The organism is Pseudomonas monteilii NBRC 103158 = DSM 14164 (genome assembly GCF_000730605.1).
In the GTDB taxonomy this organism is placed as follows: Bacteria; Pseudomonadota; Gammaproteobacteria; order Pseudomonadales; family Pseudomonadaceae; genus Aquipseudomonas; species Aquipseudomonas monteilii.
In genome coordinates, this window is the sequence record NZ_BBIS01000038.1 from 36,043 (window position 1) to 52,536 (window position 16,494).

14 protein-coding genes and 1 tRNA gene are annotated in these 16,494 nt (G+C 62.5%); 7 read left to right on the forward strand and 8 right to left on the reverse strand.

The annotated features are described in order from the left end of the window. Positions 1-23 precede the first annotated feature (23 nt). Complete coding sequence (locus PM2_RS19795) at positions 24-776, reverse strand: slipin family protein (RefSeq protein WP_016714417.1); 753 nt, start codon at positions 774-776, stop codon at positions 24-26. 2 nt (positions 777-778) lie between these two features. After that, entirely contained in the window at positions 779-2,125 is a 1,347-nt protein-coding gene (locus PM2_RS19800; RefSeq protein WP_028699561.1) for an NfeD family protein, read from the reverse strand. A gap of 98 nt (positions 2,126-2,223) precedes the next feature. On the opposite strand from PM2_RS19800, the gene PM2_RS19805 reads away from it, so the two are divergent. From PM2_RS19805 to PM2_RS19815, 3 genes are all read left to right on the forward strand, one after another. Then, a complete protein-coding gene (locus PM2_RS19805; RefSeq protein WP_016714419.1) occupies positions 2,224-2,682 on the forward strand; it encodes an aminoacyl-tRNA deacylase in 459 nt (152 codons plus the stop codon). A gap of 61 nt (positions 2,683-2,743) precedes the next feature. Further along, complete coding sequence (locus tag PM2_RS19810) at positions 2,744-2,986, forward strand: DUF2789 domain-containing protein (protein ID WP_016714420.1); 243 nt, start codon at positions 2,744-2,746, stop codon at positions 2,984-2,986. A 69-nt stretch (positions 2,987-3,055) separates the two neighbouring features. Continuing rightward, positions 3,056-3,694, forward strand: coding sequence for a hypothetical protein (locus PM2_RS19815; RefSeq protein ID WP_016714421.1), 639 nt, complete (start codon positions 3,056-3,058; stop codon positions 3,692-3,694). Between the two features lie 6 nt (positions 3,695-3,700). Here PM2_RS19815 and PM2_RS19820 read toward each other — a convergent pair whose 3' ends face one another. The 5 genes from PM2_RS19820 to PM2_RS19840 all read right to left on the reverse strand — a co-directional run bounded on the left by PM2_RS19820 (position 3,701) and on the right by PM2_RS19840 (position 8,902). Beyond that, positions 3,701-4,138, reverse strand: a complete 438-nt coding sequence (locus tag PM2_RS19820; RefSeq protein WP_016714422.1) for a CBS domain-containing protein — start codon at positions 4,136-4,138, stop codon at positions 3,701-3,703. 232 nt (positions 4,139-4,370) lie between these two features. Then, positions 4,371-6,101, reverse strand: a complete 1,731-nt coding sequence (locus PM2_RS19825) for a dipeptidase (RefSeq protein ID WP_016714423.1) — start codon at positions 6,099-6,101, stop codon at positions 4,371-4,373. 162 nt (positions 6,102-6,263) lie between these two features. Then, positions 6,264-6,340, reverse strand: a tRNA-Arg gene (locus PM2_RS19830). A gap of 100 nt (positions 6,341-6,440) precedes the next feature. Further along, the gene (locus tag PM2_RS19835; RefSeq protein ID WP_016714424.1) at positions 6,441-7,301 is read right to left on the reverse strand and encodes an ABC transporter ATP-binding protein; all 861 of its coding nucleotides are present in this window, start codon (positions 7,299-7,301) and stop codon (positions 6,441-6,443) included. Further along, entirely contained in the window at positions 7,298-8,902 is a 1,605-nt protein-coding gene (locus PM2_RS19840) for an ABC transporter permease (protein WP_028699559.1), read from the reverse strand. Before PM2_RS19840 ends, PM2_RS19835 begins: the two co-directional genes overlap by 4 nt. Before the next feature lie 297 nt (positions 8,903-9,199). On the opposite strand from PM2_RS19840, the gene PM2_RS19845 reads away from it, so the two are divergent. Beyond that, positions 9,200-10,237 carry an ABC transporter substrate-binding protein gene (locus tag PM2_RS19845; RefSeq protein ID WP_016714426.1) on the forward strand — a complete coding sequence of 346 codons (1,038 nt, stop codon included), beginning with the start codon at positions 9,200-9,202 and terminating at the stop codon, positions 10,235-10,237. A gap of 38 nt (positions 10,238-10,275) precedes the next feature. Next, positions 10,276-11,181, forward strand: coding sequence for a TauD/TfdA dioxygenase family protein (locus PM2_RS19850; RefSeq protein WP_028699558.1), 906 nt, complete (start codon positions 10,276-10,278; stop codon positions 11,179-11,181). Positions 11,182-11,302: 121 nt separating this feature from the next. On the opposite strand, the gene PM2_RS19855 is transcribed toward PM2_RS19850, so the two are convergent. Next, the gene (locus PM2_RS19855; RefSeq protein ID WP_016714428.1) at positions 11,303-12,217 is read right to left on the reverse strand and encodes a LysR family transcriptional regulator; all 915 of its coding nucleotides are present in this window, start codon (positions 12,215-12,217) and stop codon (positions 11,303-11,305) included. A 192-nt stretch (positions 12,218-12,409) separates the two neighbouring features. Between PM2_RS19855 and PM2_RS19860 the strand changes: the two genes are divergently transcribed. Both PM2_RS19860 and PM2_RS19865 read left to right on the forward strand, forming a co-directional pair. Beyond that, the gene (locus PM2_RS19860; RefSeq protein ID WP_028699557.1) at positions 12,410-14,746 is read left to right on the forward strand and encodes a TonB-dependent receptor; all 2,337 of its coding nucleotides are present in this window, start codon (positions 12,410-12,412) and stop codon (positions 14,744-14,746) included. 17 nt (positions 14,747-14,763) lie between these two features. Further along, a complete protein-coding gene (locus PM2_RS19865) occupies positions 14,764-16,440 on the forward strand; it encodes an aryl-sulfate sulfotransferase (RefSeq protein ID WP_016714430.1) in 1,677 nt (558 codons plus the stop codon). The last annotated feature ends 54 nt before the right edge of the window (positions 16,441-16,494 follow it).

Below are 16,494 nucleotides of genomic sequence, written 5' to 3' on the forward strand. Positions count from 1 at the left end.
CTGGGGCCTTGTAGCGGCCCCAGCTATTTCTGCCTGTCCACCAACCCCTTGAGCAGGTCCACCGGCAACGGGAAGACAATGGTCGAGCTCTTGTCCCCGGCAATCATCCCCAGCGTCTGCATGTAGCGTAACTGCATCGCCCCCGGTTCCTTGCTCAACATCTGCGCCGCCTGCATCAGCTTCTCCGAGGCTTGTAACTCGCCTTCGGCATGAATCACCTTGGCCCGTCGTTCCCGTTCAGCCTCAGCCTGCCGGGCGATGGCACGCACCATCGATTCGTTGAGGTCCACATGCTTGATCTCGACGTTGGCCACCTTGATGCCCCAGGCATCGGTCTGCGCGTCCAGCACCTGGCGGATGTCCAGGTTCAGCTGCTCGCGTTCTGCCAGCAGTTCGTCCAGTTCGTGCTTGCCCAGCACCGCACGCAGGGTTGTCTGGGCCAGCTGGCTGGTCGCCACCAGAAAATCCTCGACCTGGATGATTGCTTTCTGCGGGTCGAGTACACGGAAGTAGAGCACCGCATTGACCTTGACCGAGACGTTGTCGCGGGTGATCACATCCTGTGGCGGTACATCCAGCACCACGGTACGCAGGTCGACCCGCACCATTTGCTGGATCACCGGGATCAACAGGATCAGCCCCGGCCCCTTGACCTGCCAGAAGCGGCCCAGCTGGAACACCACGCCGCGCTCGTATTCGCGCAGGATGCGAAACGCCGATAGCAACAGCATCGTCAGCACGATCAGCACCGCGCCGAAACCCACTTGCATGAACATGCTCATTCTCCTTGCGCCGCAGACGTGGCGGCGCTCACTTCCAGCATCACGCCATGGCGCGCGGTCACCCGCACGTTCTGGCCAGCTTGCAGCGGTGTTGCGCATTGCACTTGCCATTGCTCGCCCTGGGCAAGCACCACGCCACAGAACGGGTTGCCTGGTATCACCTGGGTGACGGTAGCCAGGCTGCCGACCAGACCGGCGTCGCCGCTCACCAGTGTCCGCCGTCGTGCTTTCAGGGCCATGCCCAGCACACCACCGATCAGCAGCGCCGAAAGCACGGCCAAGGTACCGATCAAGGTCAGCGGGATACCGAAGCCTGGGGCATCGGTGTCGATCAGGATCAAAGCGCCGACCACGAAGGCGACGATGCCGCCAAAGCCGACCACGCCGAAGCTGGGCAGGAAGGCTTCGGCGATCATGAAGGCGATGCCCAGCAGGATCAGCGCCATCCCGGCGAAACTCACCGGTAGCAGTTGCAGGGCATACAACGCCAGCAGCAGGCATATGCCGCCGACCACACCGCCCACCGTAGAGCCGGGGTTCATGAACTCGAACAACAGGCCGTACACGCCGATCATGATCAGGATCAGTGCAACGCCGGGATTGGTAATCACGGCCAGCACCCGTGTGCGCCAATCCGGTAGGTGCTCGACCAGGCTGGCGCCGACAGTCTGCAGCTGGTGCGGTTGGCCGGCGACCTGCAGCGTTTTGCCATCCAGCTTGCGCAAAAGGTCGGGCAGGTCATCGGCTATCAGGTCGATCACATTCAGCCGCAAGGCTTCGCTGGCGGGCAGGCTGACGGCCTCGCGCACGGCCTTCTCCGCCCACTCGGCATTGCGCCCACGCAGTTGCGCCAGGCTGCGGATGTAGGCAGCGGCGTCGTTGACCTGCTTGCGTGCCAGGGTTTCATCATCGCTGCCCTTGGTCTTGTCGTCCTTGGGGGCACCTGGGGGGCCGCCGATCTGTACGGGGGTGGCGGCGCCCAGGTTGGTCCCGGGCGCCATTGCGGCAACATGGCTGGCGTAGAGGATATAGGTGCCGGCACTGGCGGCACGGGCTCCGCTGGGCGCAACGTAGGTGGCCACTGGCACGGGGCTGGCGAGAATCGCCTTGATCATCTGGCGCATGGCGCTGTCCAGCCCGCCTGGGGTGTCCATGCGAATGACCACCAGCTGCGCGCCCTGCGCCCGGGCCTGGTCGAGGCTGCGTACCAGGTAATCGGCGCTGGCAGGGCCGATGGCATCGTCGATGCCCAGCACCCACACTGCGCCGGGCGCTGCCTGACCGCCGGGCGTAATGCCAAGCAGCAACAGCAGCAACAGCCAGCGCCAGCAGCGGGCGATCACCTGTCGTCACCTCGTTTGCCTCTATTGCACAAGTTTAGCCCTGCCTGCCGCTGTCAGGCCTAAAATTGGAGATTGGGGGGCGAAACCGGAGGTGCATCATGCGTATGGCTAAAACCCTGCAGGCCCGCCTGGACAAGGCCAACTGCGATTACGACATCATTCCCCATCCCCATTCGGCCACCAGCCTGGAGTCGGCCCGGACGGCCGGCGTGCCCGCCGAGCGGGTCGCCAAGTCAGTGATGCTCGATGACCGTCATGGCAACTACATCATGGCCGTGCTACCGGCCAACCGGCACCTGGACATGACCAAGGTACGCATGTCCGGGGCCTGGCAACTCACCCGGGAAAGCGGCTTGCCTAGCCTTTTCAGTGACTGCGAGCGCGGCGCCGTGCCGGCCCTTGGTGATGCCTATCAGATAAAAATGCTGCTCGACCCAAGCCTTACCCGCCAAGGCGATGTCTACCTGGAGGCGGGTGACCACGATCACTTGATCCACATGAGCATGGAGCAGTATATGAAACTGGTGCCGCACGCCGAAGTGCGCGAGCTGTGCTGATGTTTTCACACCACTGCCAGGCGGGCGTCGTGGACGGTTTGCCTGGCACCGAGGAGGAACCATGGAAGCGCCGATTCATCGCTTTGCCGACCTGTTCAAACAGCTGGGCCTGCCCGACGATCCCAAGAGTATCGATCAGTTCATCACCAGCCATTCACCGCTGAAGAACGAAATCAAGCTGGTGGATGCGCCGTTCTGGACCGACTCCCAGCGTGCCTTTCTCAAGGACAGCATCATTGAGGATGCCGATTGGGCGGAGCCTTTCGATCAACTCAACGAAGCGTTGCGCCGCCCCCGAAAATAAAGCGCCGAGCGGCACCTGACGAGTGATTGGCCGTTGCTATGCTCAGGAAAACAATAAGGGGATAGCGCGATGAAAGATCCCTACGCACCAGGCTTCTGGTGCTCCGTGACGATCCTGGGCACCCTGACGGCCAGTTACTTCTACGGCATCAGGCAGACGCAGCAGATGAACCAGGCAGTGCATTTCCTGTATGCCGCTGCCGCAGTCACTGTGGCGGTTGCGCTGGTGGCGCTGACCTGGATTGCCTGGCAGCAGTTGCACCTGAACAAGCGGGAAGTGATTCAGGGGCGAACGTTGCTGACCATCTGGAACACCAAGGTGGCGCTACGCCGCGTCGAAACAGTATTCGACCGCTACTTCTGGGGCAGTTACTGGCATTCGGGGCGTACGTTCGAAGAGGTCATGGGCGAGCTCAAGGGCACGCCGCTGGAGCAGAGCCTGGATGCCCTGAAGCGCCAGTGCCGAGCACTGGACCGTGAAATCCATGACCACCATCACCACTGGCTGGCCTACGCCCGCGACCTGTCCAGCGTGGCCCAGGCCATGGCCCGTGAACGCTACCAGCTGGACTTGGGCGAGCCCACCTGCAGTGGCCATGGTAATACTGCCGTGCTCAACCGTGACCTGGAGGTGCTGGTGTACACCTGGTCGGCGCGCCTGCGCAGTTTCGACCATCAGCTGGACGAGCTGGAGCGCGCCTACCATTGAGGCGCTTCATTCGCCGCGGATGTATTGCTCCAGTTGTTGAATCAGGCTGGCCTGTTCGGTGATGGTTTCCTTGACCAGGTCACCGATCGACAACAGGCCAAGCAGTTTGCCATTGTCGACCACCGGCAGGTGACGCAGGTGGCGAACGGTCATCAGGTTCATGCAGAAATCGAGCTTCTGCTTGGGCTCCACGGTCACCACTGGGGCACTCATGATTTCGCGCACGGGGGTGGCGGCGGACGAGCGGCCCTTCAGCACCAGTTTGCGCGCATAGTCCCGTTCACTGACGATACCCACCACTTGGTTGCCCTCGACCACGGGCAGCGCACCGACGTTTTTCTCCGCCAGCATTTTCAGGGCGTCGAGCACCGAGTCATCCGGGCCGATGGTGTACACGGTCTGGTGCTGGGACTTGGTCTTGAGGATTTGTTCGACGGTCTTCATACGGGCCTCTGCGGGGGAAAAAAGCGCTGTCTCGGAGTAACTAAAGCATCCGGCACGGCGCTCTGCACGGCAATGCAGGAAACGGCATGGAGTCGATTGAAAAACGTCATGGGTGATCGCCTGTTCCGGCCTTTTCGCGGCTGAAGCCGCTCCCACAGGAACTACACCGCCTTCGAAATCTGTGCGATCCCTGTGGGAGCGGGTTTACCCGCAAAGAGGCCAGTACAGCCAATCAAAGCTTCGGCATCTGCCCAAGCCGCGCGACCATCTCGCTCACGATCTGCAGGTCCAGCATGAACTGCTCCACCGTCTTGAACTCGTTGTCGTTGTGCCCGGTGTACTTCACATCCGGCATGGCCAGGCCGAACTGCACGCCGTTGGGCAGGTCGTGCACCGAGGTTGCGCCGGCCGAGGTGCCGAACTCATGTTTCATGCCCAGGTTCTCGGTGGCCACCGCGAGCAGGGCCTTGACCCATTCGCCCTCAGGGTTGCGGTACATCGGCTCGTCCAGGCTGTAGTCGAAGGCTACCGAGGTGTGGCTTTGGCGGGTCCACTTGCCCAGTTTGTCAGCCAGCTCGTCCTTGATCGTGGCGATTGGCTTGCCCTTCGGAATACGCAGGTTCACTGCCAGTTTCAGGCCCTTTTCATCTACCCCGACAAACGTCAGCGAGGCAGTCAGCGGGCCCATGAATGCGTCCTTGAACGCCACGCCGAGTTTGTTGCCCAGGTAGTCCAGGCCCCAGTTGTCGGCAGCATAGCGGGCGGCGTCGGTGAAGTGGTTGTGCTTGAGCGGTAGCTGCTTGCCCAAGCCGTTGATGAAGTCGAGCATACGGGCCACCGGGTTCACCCCGGACTCCGGCTCCGAAGAGTGGGCGGAAACACCGGTCACCGTTAGCAGCACGTTCTTGCCCTCAGCTTTGGCGTCGATGCTGAAGTCGCCGCCATGCTGCTTCACGTACTTGGCACCGGCTTGCTGCAACTGTTTGGCCAGCTGCGTCGGGTTGTCTGAAACCAGGGTCGCTACCGAAGTGGTCGGGATCTGGTTGGTGGCCAGGCCGCCTGTCAGGTTGACGATTTCTGCGCCCTTGCCAGTGGCCGCCCGCTTGCTGAAGCTGGCCATGACCGTGCCGTAGCCTTTCTCGGCGATCACCACCGGGTAGCCGCCGTCGAGGGCCAGGTTGTAGTCAGGGGTGGGGTTGCGTTCGAAGTAGTAGGGGATGGCATCGCCGCTGGTTTCTTCGGTGGTGTCGATCAGCAGCTTGAACTGCCGGGCCAGCGGCAGGTTCTCGTCCTTGGCCACTTTCAGCGCGTACATCGCCACCACGATACCGTTCTTGTCGTCTTCGGTACCACGGCCGTACATGCGGTCGCCAACCAGGGTGACCTTGAACGGGTCCAGGCGTGTGCCGTCGGCCAGCTTCCAGTTGTCCGGGTTGACCGGCACCACGTCGGCATGGGCATGGATGCCGATGACTTCCTTGCCGCTGCCGAGCGAAATCTCGTACACCCGGTTGTCAATGTTGCGGAAGGCCAGGCCAAAGCTGTCGGCCAGGGCCTTGATCTTGTCGGCAATCTTGAGGAACTCGGGGTTCTGGTACTGCGGCGTACCCTCGACATTGAAGGTGGGGATGGCCACCAGCTCGCGCAGGGTTTCGGTGGCTGCCTTGCCATACTTGATGCGGGTATACAGGCCGAGCAGGCGGTTGATCTCGTCTTGCTGCTCGGCGGCCAGTGGCTTGCTGGCCAGGTAGGCGTCGAGGGTTGCCTCGAGGTTGTCGGCCTTGGCAAGGTCGCTGCCTTTGAGCTTGGCGAGGAACTGCTTGAAGTCGCTTGGGTTGCTGCTGTCGAAGGCTTTGACGATGGCAGCGGACTGTTGCTGTGTGAGGTTGGCCTGGGCCGGCTGGGTGAACAGGCCGATGCTGGCCAGCAGCAGGGTGGTGGCGGTGAGTTTTTTCAGGTGCATGGTTGCGTGCATTCCTTCGCCAATCATTGTTGTGGGTTACCCGTCCGAAAAACGGGAAGACGCCCACGCTAACACCAATGACCTATGGCACGGGAGTGCCAAAAAGGCGACATGTCGCACAAACGAAAAAGCCCCGGGCTCAGGCCCAGGGCTTTTTTGATATGGCGCACTCGGCGGGATTCGAACCCACGACCCCTGCCTTCGGAGGGCAGTACTCTATCCAGCTGAGCTACGAGTGCAACGCGCACGCATGATACCCATCTGAATCGGTGGCGTCCATCGCCTTGATCTGTAGCTGTTTTTACCTGCCAAGTCACTCCGGCTGGGCGTTCAACCCGATCAGAGCGCGATCAGTTCCGGCCTTAGCCCTTCCACGCGACGTACTGGCGGCAGGTAACCGCCAGTTCCAGTAATCTGGTGCAGCACTTTCTCGCGCAGGCCATGCAGTGCAACGCCTGTGCGCAACCGGGGGTGCGGCAGGTCGATTTCCACCACCGACTTGATCCTGCCCGGGCGTGGCTCCAGCACCACGACCCGGTCCGCCAGGTAAGTCGCCTCTTCGGCATCGTGAGTGACCAGCAAGGTGGTGATGCCGGCACGTTCGCGAATGGCCAGCAACTCGTCCTGCAGTTGCTGGCGGGTCAGCGCATCCAGCGCGCCGAATGGTTCGTCTAGCAGCAGGATCCGAGGGCTGGCGACCAGCCCACGTGCGATAGCCACGCGCTGTGCCATGCCGCCGGAAAGCTGGTGCGGGTAAGCCGATTCGAAGCCCACCAGCCCCACCAGTTGCACGAACTCATGTACGCGCCGCGCACGTTCACCTTGCGTCAGCGACTCATTGACCAGGCCCAGGGCAATGTTCTGTTCCACGGTCAGCCATGGAAACAGACGATGCTCCTGGAACACGATGCCGCGCTCACCACCAATGCCTTTGACGGTATGGCCGTCGACGCGAATGCTGCCGCTGTAGTCGGTATCCAGCCCAACCAGCAAGCGCAGCAAGGTGGACTTGCCACAACCGGATGCGCCGACAATGGCGATGAACTCGCCTTCGTTGATCGACAGGTTGAAGTTGCGGATGGCCTCGAACGGTTGGCCGTCCACGGTGAACACCTTGCCGACCCCTTCGAAGCTGACCAGGGGCGGGGTGGTGTCGGGCTGGTTGGCCGCGTGCAGGTGTGAGGTGTTGAAGGCGTTCATGCGGTTCTCCAGCGCGTGGCGCGCGATTCGAGGCGTTGTCCAAGGTTGCCGAGCAGGGCGCCGACCAGGCCGATCAGGACCATGGCGGCCATTACCTGGTCCATGCGGAACAGTTGCTGGGCGCCGATCATCAGGCTGGCGATGCCGCCGTCCGAAGGCATGAAGTATTCGGCGCCGATGGTGCCCAGCCAGGCGTAGATCAGCGACAGGCGCAGCCCGGCGAAAATCGCCGGGGCCGCACCGGGCAGTACCAGCAGACGCAAGCGTTGCCACAGGTTCAGGCGCAGCGTGCGGGCGGCTTCGCCCAGCTGTGGCGAGAGGCTGGCGATACCCCGCTGAGTAGCGATCAGCAACGGGAAGAACGCGGCCAAGCCTACGAAAACGTGCTTGGCCCCTTCACCCAGGCCGAACCAGGCGGTGAGCAGCGGCACCCAGGCGAACAGCGCCACCTGGCGCAAGGCCGAAAGGCTTGGCCCGAAAAGGCGTTCTGCGTGGTTTGAAAGCCCTAGCAGCAACCCGGTCAGCAGGCCGGCGCCACCCCCCAGCAGCAGGCCGGTGAGGGTGCGTTCCAGGCTCAGCAGCAAGGCCTGCGGCAGCGACCCGTCGGCCAAACCGACCAGCAACGTGCGCAGTACCTCAAGTGGTGAGGTGAGAATGTTCGGGTCAACCCAGCCAAAGCTGCTGCAGGCTTGCCACACTGCCAGTAGTGCCAGCGGCAACAGCAGGCTTTGCCAGCCTCGTGGCACTGGCCCGCGCTGCTGTTCGCCGGTGGCCGGTTGTGGCCAGAACAGCACGTGCTTTTCCAGGATAGAGAAGCTGCGCTCCAGCACGGCACCGACCAGGCCGATCACCAGGATGCACAGCAGCACAAGGTCGAGCATGAACAGCTGCCGACCCCACACCATCAGGTAGCCGATCCCTTCGCTGGAGGCCAGCAACTCGACCGCCAGCAGCGAGGTCCAACCGGTGGCAAGGGCCAAGCGCACGCCGGTGAGAAACGCGGGCAGGGCAGCCGGCAGCAGCAGGCGCAGAAACAGCAAGTGCCGGGGCAGGCGCATGGCCAACGCGGCTTCACGCAGTTTGGGCTGGGCATCGCGTACACCTACCAGCGTGTGCAAGGTGACGGGAACCACCACGGCCTTTACCAGTACCACGAGCTTCAACAACTCGCCGATGCCGAAGAACAGCATGAACAACGGAATCCAGGCCAGCGTAGGAATCTGTGCCAGTGCCACGAAGGTTGGCAGCACCAATGTCTGTGCCCGCTGCGAAGCGCCCAGCCATAAGCCCAGCAGCAAGCCGCTGCCGATACCTACCGCCAGCCCCCAGAACAACCGTTGCAAGCTTATCCACAGGTGCCCCCAAAGCTCGCCCGAGCCAAACTCCACCGCGCTCTGCCACACCAGCGCTGGCGCCGGCAGAATCTGCTCGCTCATCCAGTGCTGCCGGCTGGCCACCACCCACAGAAGTGCAATCAGCACAGGCAGCAACCAAGGCAGAACTCGCTCTGCCGAGAGAATGCGGACCCTGTGGGAGCGGCCTTGCGCCGCGAATGGGTCGCGTAGCGGCCCCCCCCGATTCCTGCTCAGAACTCCATTCATCGGCCATCTCTCGAAGCGTTTTTAGGTTATTCATTTATGGAATTAAAAAAACCATAAAGTGACTTTCAAGAGATAAGAGCATGCGCCCCGTGCATACGGAAGCCCCCCGCCGTTGCGTTTTCCTCATATTTTCCATGCACTTTTCGCAAGCCTGTCGCAGGCCCGCATGCCGCCTAATTTATGCCTTCCAGTTACTAAAAAATGAAGTTTTGATCTTTGTAGGTTCTAACCAGACCTGCCTAGCTTCTGGCCAACGCGCCGGCCATCGCCGGTGGCAGCCTGCCAAGGAGCCTTGCCATGAAAACCCCGTTGCGCCACCTGATTACCGCCCTTGGGCTGGCCATCACCCTCAGCGCCCAGGCGACCGAGCCAGCCAAGCCTGAAAGCATCCGCATCGCCGTACCCGACCTCAGCGCCGGCAGCAAGCCCAGCGCAGGCGGCGTAGTCGATGTATTGCGTGACCAGCAGTTGCTGGAGAAGGAATTCGCCAAGGATGGCATCCGCATCGACTGGCACTTCTTCAAGGGGGCCGGCCCCGTGGTGAACGAGGCGTTGGCCAACGGCCAGGCCGACTTTGCCTACCTGGGCGACCTGGCTGCGATCGTCGGCAAGGCCAATGGCCTGGATACCCGCGTGCTGACGGCGGGCGTGCGTGGGGTCAAGAGCTACCTGGGCGTGGTGCCAGGCTCTGGCATCAAGAGCCTGCACGACCTCAAGGGCAAGCGCGTAGCGGTGTTCCGCGGTACAGCCAACCAGCTGTCGTTCGCCAGCGCCCTGGCCAGCCAAGGGCTGACCGAGCGTGAGCTGAAGGTGATCAACCTGGACTTCAACGCCGCCAACGCTGCGCTGGCGGCCAAGCAGATCGACGCCACCTGGGGCCTGTCCAACCTGCTGTCGCTGCGTGAACGCGGGCTGGTCGAGCTGCCGGTCAACTCGCGGGACCTCGAAGGCGCCGGTAGCACCCAGGCAGTGCTGCTGGGCACTGGTGACTTCATCCGCAAGTACCCCGAACTGGTCCAGCGCCTGGTCAACGCCCAGGAGCAGGCCAGTACCTGGTTGCGTGACGAACATAACCGCGACGCCTACATCAACCTGGTGGCCAACAACGCCAACTGGCCACGCAGCATCCTCAGTGATGACCTGGCCAAGGAAGACCTCGCCCACTACTTCGACCCACGCCTGGACGCCGAATTCGTCGGCCAGTTGCAGCAGGGCGTCGACCTGGCAGCCAAGGAGCGGCTTATCCGCCGTGGTTTCCAGGTTGCCGACTGGATCGAACCGCGCTTTCTCGATGCCGCGCTGAAACAGGAACAGGCCGTGCAGGCCGCCCGCTGAATCCGAACAACCCGACAACAACCGCAAGGACCACGACCATGAGCAATGCCGCCCTGGCCAACGTGCCACAAACCCTCGAACTCGACATTCACCCGGTTGCCGGCCGTATCGGCGCCGAAATCCGTGGTGTGCAACTGTCTGCCGACCTCGATGCCGCCACCCTGGACGCCATTCAGGCGGCGCTGGTGAAGCACAAGGTGATCTTCTTCCGTGGCCAGACCCACCTGGATGACCAGAGCCAGGAAGCCTTCGCCAAGCTGCTTGGCGAGCCGGTCGCCCACCCCACCGTGCCGGTGGTGGACGGCACCAGCTACCTGCTGCAACTCGATGGCGCCGAAGGCCAGCGGGCAAACTCCTGGCACACTGACGTGACCTTCGTCGACGCCTACCCCAAGGCCTCGATCCTGCGCAGCGTGGTGGCGCCGGTTTCGGGTGGCGATACCGTGTGGGCCAACACAGCTGCGGCCTATCAGGAACTGCCCGAGCCGCTGCGCGAACTGGCCGACAAGTTGTGGGCGGTGCACAGCAACGAATACGACTATGCCAGCATCAAGCCCGATGTGGACCCGGCCAAGCTGGAGCGCTATCGCAAGGTATTCACATCGACCGTTTACGAGACCGAGCACCCGGTGGTGCGCGTGCACCCGATCAGTGGCGAGCGGGCGCTGCAACTGGGGCATTTCGTGAAGCGCATCAAGGGCTATTCGCTGGCGGATTCGCAGCACCTGTTTGCGGTGTTGCAGGGGCATGTGACGCGCCTGGAGAACACTGTGCGCTGGCGCTGGCAGGCGGGAGATGTGGCGATCTGGGATAACCGGGCGACGCAGCACTATGCGGTGGATGATTACGGGACTCAGCCACGAGTAGTGCGCCGGGTGACGTTGGCGGGTGAAGTGCCGGTCGGGGTGGATGGGCAGTTGAGCCGGACTACCCGCAAGGGCTAAGCCCTGATTGCAGTCCCTGTGGGAGCGGGTTTACCCGCGAATGCGGCGGTGATGCCAACATCGCATTCGCGGCGGTGCGGCGTTCCGATGAACCCGCTCCCACAGGGGCCGCCGCCAACCTTCAGATTTCGGTATCACAGGCTATCAACTGCCTGACCAACCCCTGCGCTAACGGCGACAAGCCATAACCCACCCGGCTCACCACACCATAGCGGGTATAGAACGTCTCCTCCTGCTCCGGCGTCAGGTCCGCCAGCTTCAACGCCACCAGTCCCCGTTCCATCTCATATGGCCGCAAATTGGCATTGCAGGCAATGCCGATGGTGTCCGAATGCATCACTACATTCAGCAGCGCATAGCCATGCTCGCACTCCACCGATGGCAGGAAGTCCTGCCGCCCGCTCAGGTCGCTGAGGATTTTGCGGATATTCGGCGGCCTGAAGGTCGTGGCCAGCGGGTAGTCGAACAGGTCACGCGCCTGCACGCTCTCCTGTTCGGTCAGTGGGTGCCCGGCGCGGCAGCAGAAATGCCAGCGTTGCGGGGCCAGCTTGTGCACTTGGTAATCCGGGTCGGACTCGAACTGGCGGGTGTCGGCAACAAAGAACTCGATCTCTTCGGCAACCAGCTTGCGGTTCAGCGCCTGCCAGTTGTCCACCTGAAAGCAGGTGCGCGCCGCCGGGTACTCGGCCACGAAGCGCGCCACCGCCCGTGGCACCAACCCTCCGGCCGGTGCCGGGCCGGAGCCGAAGCGCACCACGCCCGTGGTGGCGCCGTTGAACTGGTGGATTTCGTTGACCAGGTTGTGCGCCCCATGCACCAGCCGCCGCGAATGCTCCAGCACCAACAAGCCTTGGCGGGTGGGCGCCAGCTCCTTGCTGGCGCGGTCCACCAGGCGGCAGCCAATGTTGTGCTCCAAAGTCTGGATGCTGCGGCTGAACGCCGATTGTGACAGGTTCACGGCAGCCGCAGCGGCCACGAAACTGCGGTGCTCGACAAGGGCGATGTAGTGGCGCAACTGACGCAGATCGATATGCATTTTCTACATTAAAACCTTCGGTCAAATGCAATTGCTGACAAGGGTGAGTCCCCTTATAAAGGGAGTTGCTTATTCCACTAAATATGAATTACAAATATTTATATCACTTAAAAGAATATAAGCCCGACTGACCGCGATTCGGTTCCGCCAACGGAAATGCTCGCCAGGGCCCATGCCTCAAGGAGCATTTGCATGTCCGGACTTTCCCGTTGGCCTGCGCGCGCGTCGCGTTTAACCTTGCAACCCTTGGCCGCTGGCGTGCTGCTGGCGGCGTCCTCTGGCAGCTTCGCCGAAGAACCGGTCAGTGCCACCCCGGCAGTGGAACAGGAAGCCAAGCTTGGCACTGTCACGGTCAATGCCCGCCGCCGCGAAGAAACCGCGCAGAGCGTGCCTACGCCGATCAGCGTGCTCGACAGCGAGACACTGGAAACCCAGCGCATCTACCGTGTGCAGGATCTGCAACAGCTGGTGCCCAGCACCAACGTCGCCTATGTGCATGCCCGCCAGTCGAGCATCTCGATTCGCGGCCTGGGCAACAACCCGGCCAGCGATGGTTTGGAGGGCAGCGTCGGCATCTATCTGGATAACGTCTACCTCGGTCGCCCCGGCATGGCGGTGTTCGACCTGCTGGACGTGGAGCAACTGGAGGTGCTGCGCGGCCCGCAGGGCACGCTGTTCGGCAAGAACACCACCGCCGGGGTGCTGAACATCACCACGCGCAAGCCCACCTTCCACCGCGAGGGCAGCATCCAGCAGTCGATTGGCGAAGACGGCTACCTGCAAACGCAAGGCAGCTTCTCGGGGCCGATCAGCGAGACCTTGGCCGGGCGTATCAGTGCCTACCGCACCGAAGATGATGGCTATGTGAAGAACATCCACAACGGCGCCGACCTCAACGGAGGCAAGCGCCAGGGCTTTCGTACGCAGTTGCTGTTCAAGCCCAGCGACACCTTCAACCTGCGCTGGATCGGCGAGTACAACGAAGAAGACTCCAACAACGGCATCCTCAGCCTGTACAGCACCGGCCCCACCATCAATGGCGTCAACCGCTACGAAAGCCTGGCCGCCCAGGCGGGCGCGACACTGGTGTCGGGCAAGGACCGCAAGGTCAATTTCGACGCCGACCAGCAAGTAACGGTGTTCCAGGGCGGCACCTCGGTGGAGGCCAACTGGACGTTGCCCAACGATTTCACCCTGACTTCGATCACCGCCTACCGCTGGTGGGACTTCACCCCGCGCAACGACGATGGCCTGAACGTGCCGGTGTTCTACAACGCCGGGGTATCGGTACGTGACAAGCAGTACTCGCAGGAAATCCGCCTGGCTTCGCCCACCGGTGGCGCCTTCGACTATGTGCTGGGGGCGTACTACTTCAAGCAGGACCTGGACAACAAGTCCTTCACTTATTACGGACCGCAGGCGGATGTCTGGAACCTGACGCCCGCTGGTGCCTTGAACAATGTCGACACCATCGGCAACGGCCACATCGACACCGACAGCTACGCGCTGTTCGCCCAAGGCACCTGGCATGTCACCGATCGTCTGGATTTCACTGCCGGCATTCGCGGTACCTATGAGGAGAAGAGCGCCTGGGTAACCCGCGATGCACCAAGCGGCGGTGCGGCTGTAACGGGTGCTGCTGCAGCGGCGCGGCAGGCCCGGATAGGGGCCTACGACTCGGGTGACCTCAACCAGTACAGCTTCAGCCCCTCCGGCCTGCTGGGCCTGAGCTACCGCTTCAACGAGCAGTTGCTGGGCTACGCCACCCTGACCCACGGCGAGAAGTCGGGCGGCGTCAACCTTACCGTCGGTGCTGCGCCACGGTTGGGTACCGATTCGCTTCTGGTGGGCACCGAGCGGGTCAACAACGCCGAACTGGGTTTGAAAAGCACCCTGTTCGACGGTCGGCTGCAACTTAACAGCAACCTGTTCTGGGCCGAAGTACATGGCTACCAGGCCAACGTCTACGACCAGATCAACCGCGTGCAATACCTGGCCAACGCCGGCCGCGTGCGGTCGCGCGGGCTGGAGTTCGAGGCCACGGCGCTGCCGATCCGCGGGCTTACCGTCAACTTCAACGGCTCGTGGAACGATGTGCGCTACACCGAGTACAAGGACGCCCCGTGCCCACCTGAGGTGAGCCTGGCCAATGCCACCGCCACCTGCGACCTGTCCGGCCACCAGGTGGTCGGTGCCTCCAAGTACATCGCCAACCTCAACACCCAATACAAATGGCAGGCCACCGAGCACGTAGAACCCTACGTCACTGCCAGCTACGCCTTCCGCTCGAAGGCGGTGGGCACCATCGACGATTCCGATTTCGGCCAGATCCCCAGCTACGCGCTGGTCAACCTTTCAGCCGGTGTGCGCCTGGACCAGGGCGACGGCGTGGTCGACCTGTCGCTGTGGGTGAAAAACGCCGGCGACAAAACCTATTTCACCAGCCTGTGGAACTCCGCCAACGGTGGCTATGCCGGTGTACTCGGCACCCCGCGCACCTTCGGCGCAACTGCCCGTTACGACTTCTGAGCACAAGGAGCTTTGCCATGAATGCCAAGACTGAAACCCCTGCATTGCCTGAGGGCGCCTGCCTGACCGCGAAAGTGCCGGAACGCGACGAAACGCTGCTCGGTGACGTGGTGGTCAACCCCTACCGGCTGGCACCGCTGACCGCGATTATCCGCGACGGTGGGCGCAGCCTGAGTGCCGCGCATGTACGCGTGCTGGGGCGCGGGGAGCGCGGGGTGGACATCGTCTATGACGTGTCTGATCGCTCATTGTGGACCTACGGCGGCATCCCGGTGTTTGGCCTGTACCCGGACCACGTCAACCAGGTGGAGGTGACCTACAAGCTGGACGGCGAGCGTATTCGCCAGCAGTACCAGATCTACGCCCCGGCCGTGCGCCTGCCGGTGGTGGCGAAGCAGACCGCCGCGTTGCCGGAAGTGGAACCGATCAAGGTGGCGTCGGGTTTTGAAAAGCGCCTTTACCTCTTCAACCACTTGCAGGGTGACATCCCGGGTGGCCGTGCCTTCAAGTGGAACGCCCTGGGCGGTGCGGCAGAGTGGGACCAGGTGGGCAACAACTGGATCGCCGACAGCAACGGCGATGTGCGCTGGTATCTGGACATCGAGCAGATCCACGATTCCAACCGCCGCGATGGACTGGGCGGCACCATGGGCTTCCAGCAGACCCGCGATGGCAAGCTGATCTGGGGCCAGGGCCAGACCTATTCCAAGTGCGACCTGCTGGGTCGGCGTATCTGGCAGCGCTCGCTGCCCGACAAGTTCGCCGATTTCTCCCATGAAATCCGCGAGACCACCAATGGCACTTATCTGCTGCGGGTGGGTACCAGCGACTATCGCCGTCCGGACGGTAAGCGCGTACGTTCGATCCGTGACCACATCATCGAGGTTAACGAGGCCGGGGATGTGCTGGACTTCTGGGACCTCAACCAGATCCTCGATCCGTATCGAGGCGACTTGCTGGAAACCTTGGGCAAGGCCGCCATTCAGTTGCCGGAAGGGGTGCAGAAGCAAGACGAGCGGCTGGCAAATGAACTGGCCGAAGGTGATTTGCCCTTTGGTGACACCCCCGGCGTGGGCACCGGGCGCAACTGGGCGCACGTCAATGCCATCGACTACGACGCCGATGACGACAGCATCATCGTTTCAGCACGGCACCAGGGCGTGGCGAAGATCGGCCGCGACAAGCAGGTGAAATGGATCCTTGCCTCGCCCCAAGGCTGGCCGCAGCATCTGCGTGAAAAGGTACTGAAACCGGTCGAAAGCGAAGGTTTCGACTGGTCGTGGACCCAGCACACGGCCTGGCTGACCGGCAAGGGTACGCTGACCGTGTTCGACAATGGCTGGGGCCGTGACTTTGCACCGACCAAGCTGAGCGGCAACTACAGCCGGGCAGTGGAATACCGCATCGACGAGGCCAAGGGCACGGTCGAGCAGGTGTGGGAGTACGGTAAGGAGCGCGGTGATGAGTGGTACAGCCCGGTCACTTCGGTGGTGGCTTACCGGCCGGAGACCGATACCCAGTTCATCTACTCGGCATCGGTAAACTTCCTGACGCCGGACAAGTTGACCACGACCGTGCTCAACGAAGTGCGGCGTGGGACCCAGGAGGTGCTGGTGGAGTTGAAGGTGCACAGCCGTCAGCCGGGCAGTGTCGGCTACCGGGCACTGGTGATCGACCTGGCCAAGGCCTTCTGAGCTCGGTAGGCCTGACGTAATTTTTGTGTTGATACGTACATCGAGCGCCGCCCG

Bases quoted from the DNA above. Each gene is read 5' to 3' on its own strand.
- PM2_RS19860 (WP_028699557.1), top strand. From the start codon at position 12,410: ATGTCCGGACTTTCCCGTTGGCCTGCGCGCGCGTCGCGTTTAACCTTG.
- PM2_RS19815 (WP_016714421.1), top strand. From the start codon at position 3,056: ATGAAAGATCCCTACGCACCAGGCTTCTGGTGCTCCGTGACGATCCTG.
- PM2_RS19835 (WP_016714424.1), bottom strand. From the start codon at position 7,301: ATGAACGCCTTCAACACCTCACACCTGCACGCGGCCAACCAGCCCGAC.
- PM2_RS19840 (WP_028699559.1), bottom strand. From the start codon at position 8,902: ATGAATGGAGTTCTGAGCAGGAATCGGGGGGGGCCGCTACGCGACCCA.
- PM2_RS19810 (WP_016714420.1), top strand. From the start codon at position 2,744: ATGGAAGCGCCGATTCATCGCTTTGCCGACCTGTTCAAACAGCTGGGC.
- PM2_RS19845 (WP_016714426.1), top strand. From the start codon at position 9,200: ATGAAAACCCCGTTGCGCCACCTGATTACCGCCCTTGGGCTGGCCATC.
- PM2_RS19820 (WP_016714422.1), bottom strand. From the start codon at position 4,138: ATGAAGACCGTCGAACAAATCCTCAAGACCAAGTCCCAGCACCAGACC.
- PM2_RS19795 (WP_016714417.1), bottom strand. From the start codon at position 776: ATGTTCATGCAAGTGGGTTTCGGCGCGGTGCTGATCGTGCTGACGATG.
- PM2_RS19805 (WP_016714419.1), top strand. From the start codon at position 2,224: ATGCGTATGGCTAAAACCCTGCAGGCCCGCCTGGACAAGGCCAACTGC.
- PM2_RS19850 (WP_028699558.1), top strand. From the start codon at position 10,276: ATGAGCAATGCCGCCCTGGCCAACGTGCCACAAACCCTCGAACTCGAC.
- PM2_RS19855 (WP_016714428.1), bottom strand. From the start codon at position 12,217: ATGCATATCGATCTGCGTCAGTTGCGCCACTACATCGCCCTTGTCGAG.
- PM2_RS19865 (WP_016714430.1), top strand. From the start codon at position 14,764: ATGAATGCCAAGACTGAAACCCCTGCATTGCCTGAGGGCGCCTGCCTG.
- PM2_RS19825 (WP_016714423.1), bottom strand. From the start codon at position 6,101: ATGCACCTGAAAAAACTCACCGCCACCACCCTGCTGCTGGCCAGCATC.